Source organism: Bacillus sp. FSL K6-1106, assembly GCF_038005245.1.
Classification (GTDB): Bacteria; Bacillota; Bacilli; order Bacillales; family Bacillaceae; genus Bacillus; species Bacillus altitudinis.
Genome location: NZ_JBBOSV010000001.1, coordinates 1,978,012 through 1,989,926, shown reverse-complemented (window position 1 = coordinate 1,989,926; position 11,915 = coordinate 1,978,012). Strand labels below are relative to the sequence as shown.

Here is an 11,915-nt window from a genome sequence, read left to right as displayed (position 1 = left end):
GGAAGCGGGCTGTTTTTTTATTGTCCTGTTGTATTGCTCGAAGGAGTCGTTGTATCAGTTGTTCCTGTTTCACCAGAGTCTGGATTGGTTTGTGAATCTGTTTCAGACGATGACTCAGCAGGAAGCTTTAAATGTGTCCTTAACTCATTTTGCACCTCAGCCAAGTTGGTTTGATCTGGCTCAAAGAAGTATGTTCGATTTGGTCCTAAATAAAGGTCTGATCCTTTAATAGATAGTGTTTCAGTATCGTCTCCTTTAAAGCCACTGTAAATTTGCTGTAGAGCAAGTCCTTCTGTGATGCGGAAGTTGGTTGTTATATGATCACTTACTTCTTTTGCGATATTATCCACGTTTGCAATGTTATGAGGTTTCGCCATTTGATCAATCATGGCACGTAAGATTTGTTTCTGACGATCATTACGCCCGAAATCACCACGTGGATCTTGTTTTCTCATTCGCGCATAAGCAAGTGCCTCTTCACCGTTTAAATGCATATTTCCTTTTTTAAAGTAAATCTTTTTCGATTTTTTGACGTCACTTTTTTCATTGAAGTCAAATGGAACGTCAATATCGATTCCCCCAACTTCATCAATGACATCCTTAAAACCGTCAAAGTCTACTGTTGCATATTTGTCAATTGGGATATGCAAGAATTGTTCGACAGTTTCAATCGTTTCGTCTTTACCGCCTTTAGCAAATGCCGCATTGATCTTTACTTTATTTCCCGTTGTGTCACTAGCAAGCTGTACTCGTGTGTCACGGGGGATACTGACCATTTTCATCGTTTTATCCTGAGGATTAATCGTTGCGACGATGAGTGAATCTGAACGGCCGTGATCACCATTTGTGGCGTAATCCTCTATACCAACAAATAGGACAGAGAAAGGTTTTTTCTTTATATCAATGACAGCATCACGGAGTTTCGATTTCTCCCCACGCTCTAATTCATCATAAGTTTTGTCAGCAGCCTGGAGTGTATTCACAATCTTATAAACTGCAAATCCGCCCATGCAGATGAAGAGAAGCAAAAATAAGACCAGAATCCGTTTGAAAATCTTTTTCTTCTTACTCTTTTTCTTTCGTACACGCACTTTTACTCGTTGTGCCATTCATCTGTCTCCTTTATCGGACCAACGTCCTTTTCTAAATAAATCAATTCGCCTTCTTTAGTAACACTCTTTCCATTAGTTAACTCAGTCATCCATTCAATGAACTGCTCTGTTTGTGTTTCTTCTACATACGTTTCAAAAATCACATCTTCTGCATAATGGATGTCTTTTAGCTGAAAAGATGAGGCTCTAAGCTCATTCTCTACCTTTCCAAGCCATGTATAATCTATTGTTGTGTGCATCGTACGCATTAAACAGCGTTCTACCATACCAACATGATTAATAGCTTCAGACACAGATTTTCCGTACGCACGAATTAATCCACCGGCACCTAGCTTAATACCGCCGAAATAACGAGTGACGACAACAACTGTATCTTTCAGCTTGCGTTTTTTTAGCACTTCAAGCATAGGCACCCCTGCCGTACCGCTTGGTTCACCATCATCATTTGCTTTTTGAATCAGATCATGTTCACCGATCAAATAGGCGGAACAATTATGAGTGGCGTTCCAATGTTGTTTTTTTATGGATTGTATAAAGGCTTGTGCTTCTTCTTCTGAGACAGCACGTTGTATATGACAAATAAAACGTGATTTTTCAATGACGATCTCATGCTCGCCACGGCTTTTTACTGTGAGATAGCGGTTCAGCAAAAGACATACCCTCCTGACAAGCAAATTGTAAGGCTAGAGAAAATTTGCATTGGTTTTAGAATTTTACAGCGTATTTTGTTATGATGATAGGAGCGGAAAAAGGGTCGTCATAAAAATTTCATGATTTATACGCATTCTTTCATTATAATTCGACATAAAATGCAGATCAATGATATTTATAATAAAAAAAGATGACATCACTGTTACGGGAGGGAAAAGCCATGACAACACCTAAAATGGATCCGAAGTTATTGGATTCAATCATCATGAAAATGCTAAGTACAGTTGATGGCAGTAAGGACGAAGTATTTAGAATCGGCGAACAGTCCCGTCAACAATATGAAAGCCTAGTAGAAGAGCTCAAGCAAATTAAACAGCAAGTCAACGAAGTAATTGATTTTGGGGATAAACTAGAAGTACATACGAGACATGCTAGAAATCGATTATCTGAGGTCAGCAGAAACTTCAACAAATTCAGCGAAGAAGAAATACGAGAAGCCTATGAAAAAGCACATAACCTGCAAGTAGAATTGACCATGATCCAGCAGCGCGAAAAACAGCTGAGGGAAAGAAGAGATGATCTCGAAAGACGATTGTTAAGCTTACAAGATGTCATTGAACGTTCAGAAACGCTTGTGAGCCAGATCACGGTCGTTCTCAACTACTTGAACCAAGATTTACGTCAGGTCGGTGTTTTACTTGAAGATGCTCAGGCAAAACAAGATTTTGGACTAAGAATTATTGAAGCCCAGGAAGAAGAGCGCAAAAGGGTATCACGAGAAATCCATGATGGACCTGCTCAGATGCTGGCAAACGTGATGATGCGTTCAGAACTAATTGAACGAATTTTTAGAGACCGTGGAACAGAAGAAGGCTTTAAAGAAATTAGAAGTCTAAGACAGAATGTGCGAAATGCACTGTACGAAGTGAGAAGAATCATTTATGATTTAAGACCGATGGCTTTAGATGATTTGGGTCTCATTCCGACACTGCGAAAATACTTAAACACAATTGAAGAATATGATGGAAAAACCAAAATTACGTTCCAATGCCTAGGGGATACAGAAAATGAAAGAATTGCTTCTCAGTTCGAAGTGGCACTGTTTAGACTAGCCCAAGAAGCTGTCACAAATTCATTGAAGCATTCCGAAGCTGAAGAAATCTCTGTAAAAGTAGAAGTGACAAAAGACTTTGTCACGTTAATTATCAAAGACGATGGAAAAGGCTTTGATATGAAAGATGTGAAAACAAATAAAAACAAATCCTTCGGTTTACTTGGCATGAAAGAGCGCGTAGACTTACTAGAAGGTAAAATGACCATAGACTCAAAAATAGGTCTAGGGACATTTATCATGATTAGAGTACCGTTAACATTACAAAATAAAATTGTAAAATAGAGACAAAAGACATATTGACCATAAAGTTCAGGTGTAGAACAATAAACATGGGGAGGCGTAGCTTGTGACTAAAGTAAATATTGTAATTATCGATGACCACCAATTATTCCGTGAAGGTGTCAAACGGATTTTAGATTTTGAACCTACTTTTGAAGTAGTTGCAGAAGGAGACGACGGTGACGAAGCTGCACGTATCGTAGAACACTATCATCCGGATGTTGTCATTATGGACATTAATATGCCGAATGTAAATGGTGTGGAGGCTACAAAACAGCTAGTAGAGCTTTATCCCGAATCAAAAGTCATTATCCTATCTATTCATGACGATGAAAACTATGTGACACATGCATTAAAAACAGGAGCAAGAGGCTACTTGTTAAAAGAAATGGATGCAGATACCCTCATTGAAGCAGTAAAAGTAGTAGCTGACGGAGGCTCTTATTTACATCCGAAAGTCACTCATAACTTAGTAAATGAATTCCGACGCTTAGCAACAAGCGGCGTTTCAGCACATCCACAGCACGAGGTATATCCTGAAATTCGCAGACCACTTCATATCTTAACAAGACGTGAATGTGAAGTTCTTCAAATGTTAGCTGACGGAAAGAGCAACAGAGGTATTGGTGAGTCGCTCTTTATTAGTGAGAAAACAGTCAAAAACCACGTGAGTAACATCTTGCAAAAAATGAATGTAAACGACCGTACTCAAGCTGTTGTTGTAGCAATTAAAAACGGCTGGGTAGAAATGAGATAATGTCCGGACAAGTACTCCTTTTCCGCCTGTTTTTAATTCTCTCACATTCAAGTTAGAGAACAATGATAGGCAGGTAAGGAGTCTTTTTCGGATATAGCGGGCTTGCCTATTGATTAGGCAAGCTTTTTTGATTAGTATTATAAATCTAGTGAAAAACAATGATCATTCTTTTTTTAAAAGCAACTTAACGGATAAGGAAGGTATTTAAGAATGAAAATAGCCGTTGTAACAGACAGTACTGCTTATATACCACAAGAACTACGTGATAAACATCATATTCATATGATCCCTCTGAATGTCATCTTTGGTACTGAATCATACCGTGAAGAAGTAGAAATGGATTGGAAGACATATTATGAAGAAGTCAAGAAACATAAAGATCTTCCAACAACCTCTCAGCCTGCTTTCGGTGAGCTTATAGAATTATATGAAAAACTTAGTGAAACATATGATGCTGTGATTAGTATACATCTGTCAAGCGGAATTAGTGGAACATACAATAGTGCGGCCTCAGCGAATGAACTAGTTGACGGAATCGACATTTATCCGTTTGATACAGAGACTAGCTGTATGGCGCAAGGTTTTTATGTGTTAGAAGCGGCTGAAAAAATCCAAGGTGGTGCTTCTCCAGAAGAAGTGATTTCCCATCTCAATTATCTAAAAGAAAATCAAAGAGCTTATTTTATGGTAGACGATTTAACTCATTTACAACGTGGCGGCAGATTAAATGGTGCTCAGGCTTTTATTGGAAGCCTCTTAAAGGTAAAGCCTATCTTGCATTTTGACAACAAGCTAATTGTCCCTTTTGAGAAGATTCGTACACGCAAAAAAGCCATTTCACGTATTTTTGAATTATTTGATGAAGATGCATCACGTGGTGTTCCAATGAGAGCAACTCTGATACATGGTAATAGAGAAGAAGAAGCAGATGAATTAATTGCGCACTTATTAGAAAAGTATCCTCATGTTGAATTTTATAAAAGCTACTTTGGTGCCGTGATTGGCACTCATCTAGGCGAAGGCTCTTTAGCACTTGGCTGGATCATCAGGTAGATATCAAAATCCCCTTTTCTCATGGAAAAGGGGATTTGTTTTTCTATTTTTACAATTAGACGAAAGGCCTTCTCTTTGTACATAATGGGTCAACATGAATTGAAAGGTAGTGCGTGAAATTGAATCTGGAAAAAGCAATGGAACTCAGTCACAAGCTACAATCAAGGCACCTTCTTCCTATTGAATGTCAATGTACACAGTCCGAATTGGAGTGGCTGGAGAATCAAGGATTCATCCATAGAACACCTGCTTTCGATAGGGTGGCGAGTGGTTTGATCTGCTGCCGGTGCGGTGTATCAAACAAGCGCTACTTTGCCCTCTCTCCGTGTGAAACATGTAAAAAAGACTGTGTATACTGTAGATCCTGCATCATGCTGGGAAAAGTAAGCGAATGTGGCTTTCTCTACGAATGGACGGGACCACAAAAGAAAGAAACAAGACGAGTTGAATTAACATGGCAGGGAGAGCTTTCTAAAGGGCAAAAGAGAGCGTCCGATAGGCTAGTAGAAGCAATCCAAAACAAATTTGATCTGCTCTTTTGGGCTGTTTGTGGTGCGGGGAAAACGGAGGTGCTTTTTCATGGTATAAAATATGCGCTAAATAACGGAATGAGTGTTTGTATTGCGACGCCTAGAACCGATGTTGTACTTGAGCTCGAACCTCGAATGAGAAAGGCATTTCAAGGACTGAATATAGCTGCACTTTATGGCGGGAGTTCTCAAAGGTTTCAAATGGCACCGCTTATGATCGCTACAACCCATCAGCTAATGAGATATAAAAACGCCTTTGATGTCCTCATTGTAGACGAAGTCGATGCTTTTCCTTATTCAATGGATGAACGGCTTCAGTTTGCTGTTTTAAAATCAATGAAAAAAACAGGAGTTAGAATTTACTTAAGTGCCACACCATCTAAAAAAATGCAAAAGGATGTTGCTCATAGACAATTAGAAGCGATCAAAATTCCTCTGCGCTTCCACCAAAAACCGTTGCCTGTCCCAACATTTCAATGGGTTGGAGATTGGAAAAAGAAATTAAAAAGAAATCGGCTTCCAGCATCTACAATGAACTGGCTGCATGAACATATCACAAAGAAAAAAAGAGTGTTACTCTTTGTTCCTTCTATTTCTACTATGAAGAAGGTAACTCATATTCTTCAAGGTCAAGATGTAAATGTACAGGGTGTTTCTGCGGATGATCAAGAAAGGAAGCAAAAAGTCCAGCATTTCAGAGATCATAGATACGATGTATTGGTTACAACAACTATTCTAGAAAGAGGCGTTACCATTCAAGATGTTCAGGTGGGCGTATTAGGTGCGGAATCTCCTATTTTTTCAGAAAGTGCACTTGTCCAAATTTCTGGTAGAGCAGGGAGACATCCAGATTTTTTTAACGGAGACGTATACTTTTTTCATTTTGGTTTAACGAGAAGTATGAAACAAGCAAAGAAACATATCGTAAAAATGAATAATACAGCTGAAAAAGAGTTTTCTGAAAAATAGTGTGGGTTCAACTAAATCATGGTACATTATATTCACAAAACACAAATGGCAGGAGAGACAAAATATGCTACTCAACGCAAAAGAAATACTACTTAAAGAAATTCTCTATCAATATCTCAACCAATTAAACATGATTTGTCATTGTGAAAAATGTATAGAAGATGTATTAGCCATTTCTCTAAATCAAGTGAAACCGCAATATATAACAGATATCGATAAAATATCCTACAGTAAATCCGAGATGGTGGATAAACAGAAAAATACGGCGATGCTCGTCATTCTGACAGAAGCTGCTTCAACGGTCACTACATATCCAAGGTGCGAAAATCATTTGCCGTTGAACAAAGAAAAGCGTTGATTTGTCCAATTTGTGAGAGCCATTTTGTGGCTGCTTTTACATGGAAATCATTCCTACTATTAAATGAAGATCGTTTATGTGTAGCATGTAAGAACCACCTGATGAAGATTCAAGGTCCTACTTGTCCCAAATGCGGAAGAGCGCAATCAAATGATCAATTGTGTCAGGATTGTTCAAGGTGGGATAAACGACGGGATTTTGCTGAGATTCTTGTAATGAATCGGTCTGTTTATGCTTACAACGACTTTATGAAAGATATTCTAGCTCGATTTAAATTTCGAGGTGATACGGCTTTAGCTGATCTATTTAAAAAAGATGTACAGTCAGCGTTTAAACGTTCTTTTTCAATCAAAGAACCGGTGCTTGTCCCAATTCCTTTGAGTAAAGAGAGATTAAAGGAAAGAGGATTCAATCAGTCAATGATGCTTGCTTCCATGATTGGCGGACCTATATTGGAACCACTTATAAAAGTACATCAAAGTAAGCAGTCTAAGAAAAGAAAAAATGAACGTTTACATCAACAGAATTTGTTCCAATTAAGGCAGTCAAACCCGATCGTTCTAAAGGATGTCATATTAATCGATGATATTTATACAACTGGGGCGACAGTCTATCATGCAGCAAAAATTTTAAAAGACGCAGGCGCCAAAAGTGTTTCCTCTTTTACGTTGATTCGTAGTTAAAAATCATGACAATCAACCGATATTAAGAAAAGAATATAACGTAAGGGGTTTTGGTTATGAATCAATTGGCAAACTGTCCACAATGTAATCAGTTATTTTTAAAAACCACCATCCAAACGGTTTGTAACAAATGCTTTGAAGAAGAAGAACGTTCTTTTGATATCGTTTATAAATTCTTGCGTAAGCAAAGTAATAGACAATCAACCATTGCTGAAATAGTAGACGCAACAGAAGTTGATGAAGAATTAATCCTGAAATTTATCCGTTTGAAAAGACTTCAAATTAGTCAATTCCCGAATATCAATTATCCTTGTGAAAGATGCGGCCAACCGATCAGAAAAAACAAGCTGTGTAGCCATTGTGAAAAGGATATAAAGACGCAAATCAGCCAAATGGACCAAGAAGAAGAGCGTAAAAGGGAGATTGAATCTAGGAAAAAAGACACCTATTATGCCATTAATCCTAAAAACGACTGATTCCCTAAACTAAGTTGCAGTTTGGTCGATAAAATGGATAGAATCAAGACAGACTGTAACGGAAAGCGAGAGGAATCCCGTGAAAATTAATCGATATGGAACACAACCAGTAAATCCTTACAAGAAAACATATGAGAAACAAACGTTGCAATCGAATCAAGCAAAATCAACTGACAAAGTCGAAATTTCTAAAAAGGCAATCGAAATGCAAAAGGTGCCGAATATCATGAAAGAACGTCAAGATAAAATAGACCAAATTAAAAAAAGCATTGAAGCCGGAACATATCAAGTAGATACAAAAGGCATTGCAGATAAAATGTTGAATTTTTATAAACAACAATAACAAAAGGGAGTAGCGTGAATGTCAGTAAAAATAATGATTGAAGAACTGCACCGTCTCTACGGATTACATGAACAGCTTCTAAAGCTGTCTAAGAATAAAACAGAAATGCTGAAAAATAATGAGATCGATGCTCTTTCAGAGGTTCTGAACCTTGAGCAAAAATATATTCAGGCCATTTCACAATTAGAAGAAAAGCGGATTGAAGCAGCAGTTCAATTTTTACAAAGTGATCAATCGCCGACAATCACCGCATGCATCGAAAAAGCTACAGGAACGGATCAAGAAGAGCTTATTTCGTTATATGAGAAGCTGAATGACATCATGGTGGAACTGAAAGATGTAAACGAACTGAACAAACAGCTTATTCAGCAGTCACTTCAATTTATTTCACTGACATTCGATCTTGTGAATCCTAACAAAGAAAATATGAATTACGGACAAAATGGTCTTGAGAGTTCAAAGCCTAAACAGCATAGGGCTTTGTTTGATTCAAAGGCGTAAAAAAGGAGGATATCTATGGGTTCTACATTCATGGGACTAGAAACGGCAAAAAGAGGAATCACAGCCCAGCGTGCAGGGCTTTATGTCACATCAAACAACGTATCCAATGCAAATACTGATGGCTACTCAAGACAGAGAGTTACCTTTAAAGCAGAGAATCCTTACCCAGTGATTTCTGTTTATGATGGCAAGACATACGGCCAAATGGGGACAGGTGTCCAAGTTGGAACTGTTGAAAGAATTCGAGACAGCTTTTTAGATCTTCAGTATAGAGATCATAACAATAACTTGTCTTATTATGCGACGAAGTCTGATGCTCTTTCACAAATGGAAGGAGTGATGAATGATTTGACAGATGAAGGCTTGAATAGAGCCTTTGATAATCTCTGGAAATCATTACAAGTCTTATCGGAATCGAAAAATGCTGATACTGCTTCAGCTCGTACAGTTGTTAAGACAAGTGCTCAAGCTTTAGTAGATCAATTCCGTCTGCTAAATTCTTCTTTAACAACGATACAAAAGAATTTAAAAACTGAACTCGATTCAACGGCAAAAAATGTGAACACCCTATTAACTCAAATTGATGAAGTGAATAAACAGATTGCAACAGTTGAGCCAAATGGTTATCTTCCCAATGATCTTTATGATACGCGAGACGCTCTTATAGATCAGCTTTCCTCACTTGTTGATATTAAAGTGAGCTACAACCCTTCTGGAGGAAATGCTCTGGAAATTGCTGAAGGAACCGTTAACATCGATATTATCGGTGCTAATGGACAATCTGCTGGAACAATTTTAAATGGCATTACCAATGAAAAATCTGAATTGCAACTTTCCTATGATAATACGACAGGACTTGTTAACTCACTCCAATTTGGAACGACAACCATCGCAGCTGATCAATTACAAGTGAATGGTAAAGTAAAAGCACTTGTTGAGGCATATGGCTACATGTCTAATGGAGCTGAAAAAGGCATGTACCCGGATATGCTTGCTGAGCTGGATGAAGTAGCAAAAGTATTTATGGATGCTTTTAACGATGTCCATAAGCAAGGGTACACGTTAAATGGCACAAGTGGACAAGACTTTTTCGATATTGAGAATAACAATGATTTGAATAAAGGCTTGGCAGCCCGTATCAAAGTGAGTGACGTGATTTTAGCATCGACAGATAACATTGCTGCATCTCTTAATCAAACGCAAGGTGATGGTTCGAATGCTACGAAATTAGCTAATATTCAAAACTTAAAGCTACCAATCGGCGGAAATACCACAACAATTCAGGATTACTATCAGAATGTCATTGCCGAAATGGGGATACAAGCTAAAAAGAACATGACCCTTGAAAGCAGTTCAGCAGCTCTTGTGAATTCAGCCAATGAACGCAGGATGTCAACTAGTGCTGTATCTATTGATGAAGAAATGACGAACATGATCCAATTCCAGCATGCGTATAATGCAGCTGCAAGAATTATGACGTTGCAAGACGAAGTATTAGATAAAATAATAAACGGCATGGGAGTCGTAGGAAGGTAGGGTAACTGATGCGAGTCACGCAAAGTATGATTTCTCAAAATTCACTTCGAAATATTAGTAAAAGTTATGAAAAACTCTCTAAAATTAATGAGCAGGCACAGTCTGGAAAACGTTTCACAAAAACGTCTGATGATCCTGTGGCAGCAGTGAAAAGTCTTCAGTATAGTACAGCCATGTTTCGAAATGAGCAATACCAAACTAATTTAAATGAGGCACGAAACTGGATTGATACATCTGAAACAAGTGTTACTGAAATAATTGATATCATGTCAAATATACGATATAAAGTACTCGATGCGGCCAATGGAACAAAACAGCCAGAAGATTTAGCTGCTATCGGAGTGGAAATTGGTCAGATGAAGAATCAAATCATTGATGCAATGAACACGCAGATGTTAGGTAAGTTTGTTTTTAATGGGACGAATACAAATGTTAAACCAGTTGTAGAGAATGCAGATGGTACGTTTACATTTAACTTTGAAAACTATACAGATGCAAACGTGGTTCAGTCGAACATTTCTGATGGAATCACATTAAATGTGAATTCAAATCCTCTTTCAGCTTTTGGTGGGCAATCTGCCAGTGGTCAAAATGTCATTGAAATGCTGACTGATTTAGAAAACTCATTAAAAAATGGAACGTTTACAAATTCAGATGATGCATTAGGAAATATCGATCAGTTTAAAGAAGTGATGAGTGCTGAGCGTTCAGATCTTGGGGCTAGATCCAATCGTATCGACTTAGTCGGGAGCCGTTTGACTTCGCAATTTGAAGTGCTGAAAAAGGCTAAATCAGATGCCGAAGATGTAGAAAGTGAAAAAGCCATTCTTGATCTTCTTCAACAAGAGACTGTGAATAGAGCTGCTTTAGCGACGACAGCTAAAGTGATTCAGCCATCCCTTGTCGATTTCTTAAGATAAGAAAAAGCATCCGTTGGGTGCTTTTTTGCATCATGGAGGTGAACCTATGCAAATCCCTAGATTGTTAATGGAGCAAACTTATGCAAAGCTGCAAATGTCGACAACCCCTTCCAAGCAAGAAGTAGAGCAGCCAAGAGCGGATCTTGACATTCAGCAGCCAAGAGCTGTCATGAATATCACAAGGACACCGTCGAAATTAACCATAGATCAAACCGAGGCATTTGCCGATATGGATATTAAGTCGATTTTTAGACGTTCAGAGGAATGGGCGGCTGAGGGGAAACGTGCGATTGGAGAAGGAATGGGGCGTAGAGCGGAAGAAGGAAGTGAACTCATCAAGATCGAGAATGGTGGGAATGCGATTGCTGAGTTTGCGAAAATCAACGGCAGTCCTCCAGCAAAACAATTCAACATCGGTGTGATTCCTTCATTTTTTAGTGTGAAAATTCACTATCAGCCATCTGAACTTAAAATTGATGTGGAGCCGCAAAAAGCTATTATAGAGGCAACACCTCATAAACCAATTGTTAACTACCAGCCAGGTAAAGTTCATATTGATATGTTACAATACCCAGAATTAAAAATAGAAGTTGACGAAACAGGTCAAAATGGTGATAAGGTATAGTTAAGAAA

The 11,915-nt window shown here is 38.3% G+C and carries 14 protein-coding genes; 12 read left to right on the top strand and 2 right to left on the bottom strand.

The features are described from left to right. Positions 1-17: 17 nt before the first annotated feature. Both MHI20_RS10505 and MHI20_RS10500 read right to left on the bottom strand, forming a co-directional pair. Entirely contained in the window at positions 18-1,109 is a 1,092-nt protein-coding gene (locus MHI20_RS10505; protein WP_135226381.1) for an LCP family protein, read from the bottom strand. Then, on the bottom strand, positions 1,094-1,762 hold the full coding sequence (locus MHI20_RS10500; RefSeq protein ID WP_017357860.1) for a YigZ family protein: 669 nt from the start codon (positions 1,760-1,762) through the stop codon (positions 1,094-1,096). Before MHI20_RS10500 ends, MHI20_RS10505 begins: the two co-directional genes overlap by 16 nt. Before the next feature lie 221 nt (positions 1,763-1,983). On the opposite strand from MHI20_RS10500, the gene MHI20_RS10495 reads away from it, so the two are divergent. The 12 genes from MHI20_RS10495 to MHI20_RS10440 all read left to right on the top strand — a co-directional run bounded on the left by MHI20_RS10495 (position 1,984) and on the right by MHI20_RS10440 (position 11,907). After that, positions 1,984-3,159 (top strand): sensor histidine kinase, encoded by a 1,176-nt coding sequence (locus tag MHI20_RS10495; protein WP_024719243.1) that lies wholly within the window; start codon positions 1,984-1,986, stop codon positions 3,157-3,159. Between the two features lie 64 nt (positions 3,160-3,223). Beyond that, positions 3,224-3,913: a two-component system response regulator DegU gene (gene degU, locus MHI20_RS10490; RefSeq protein ID WP_008348273.1), complete on the top strand. Its 690-nt coding sequence runs from the start codon at positions 3,224-3,226 to the stop codon at positions 3,911-3,913. Between the two features lie 210 nt (positions 3,914-4,123). Next, complete coding sequence (locus MHI20_RS10485) at positions 4,124-4,966, top strand: DegV family protein (protein WP_024719242.1); 843 nt, start codon at positions 4,124-4,126, stop codon at positions 4,964-4,966. Positions 4,967-5,085: 119 nt separating this feature from the next. After that, positions 5,086-6,465 carry a DEAD/DEAH box helicase gene (locus tag MHI20_RS10480; protein WP_414642623.1) on the top strand — a complete coding sequence of 460 codons (1,380 nt, stop codon included), beginning with the start codon at positions 5,086-5,088 and terminating at the stop codon, positions 6,463-6,465. Between the two features lie 64 nt (positions 6,466-6,529). Further along, complete coding sequence (locus tag MHI20_RS10475; RefSeq protein WP_008348267.1) at positions 6,530-6,823, top strand: late competence development ComFB family protein; 294 nt, start codon at positions 6,530-6,532, stop codon at positions 6,821-6,823. Further along, positions 6,784-7,506 (top strand): ComF family protein, encoded by a 723-nt coding sequence (locus MHI20_RS10470; protein ID WP_285891443.1) that lies wholly within the window; start codon positions 6,784-6,786, stop codon positions 7,504-7,506. The genes MHI20_RS10475 and MHI20_RS10470 overlap by 40 nt, the downstream gene beginning before the upstream one ends. Before the next feature lie 56 nt (positions 7,507-7,562). Next, positions 7,563-7,982 (top strand): TIGR03826 family flagellar region protein, encoded by a 420-nt coding sequence (locus MHI20_RS10465; RefSeq protein ID WP_017357864.1) that lies wholly within the window; start codon positions 7,563-7,565, stop codon positions 7,980-7,982. Between the two features lie 79 nt (positions 7,983-8,061). Continuing rightward, on the top strand, positions 8,062-8,325 hold the full coding sequence (gene flgM / locus MHI20_RS10460; protein ID WP_003213252.1) for a flagellar biosynthesis anti-sigma factor FlgM: 264 nt from the start codon (positions 8,062-8,064) through the stop codon (positions 8,323-8,325). A gap of 18 nt (positions 8,326-8,343) precedes the next feature. Next, the gene (locus tag MHI20_RS10455; protein ID WP_007499977.1) at positions 8,344-8,826 is read left to right on the top strand and encodes a flagellar protein FlgN; all 483 of its coding nucleotides are present in this window, start codon (positions 8,344-8,346) and stop codon (positions 8,824-8,826) included. A gap of 15 nt (positions 8,827-8,841) precedes the next feature. Continuing rightward, a complete protein-coding gene (flgK, locus tag MHI20_RS10450; protein ID WP_340938064.1) occupies positions 8,842-10,362 on the top strand; it encodes a flagellar hook-associated protein FlgK in 1,521 nt (506 codons plus the stop codon). Positions 10,363-10,370: 8 nt separating this feature from the next. Further along, entirely contained in the window at positions 10,371-11,282 is a 912-nt protein-coding gene (flgL, locus tag MHI20_RS10445; protein ID WP_171465820.1) for a flagellar hook-associated protein FlgL, read from the top strand. A gap of 46 nt (positions 11,283-11,328) precedes the next feature. Next, positions 11,329-11,907: a DUF6470 family protein gene (locus tag MHI20_RS10440; protein WP_041091473.1), complete on the top strand. Its 579-nt coding sequence runs from the start codon at positions 11,329-11,331 to the stop codon at positions 11,905-11,907. The last annotated feature ends 8 nt before the right edge of the window (positions 11,908-11,915 follow it).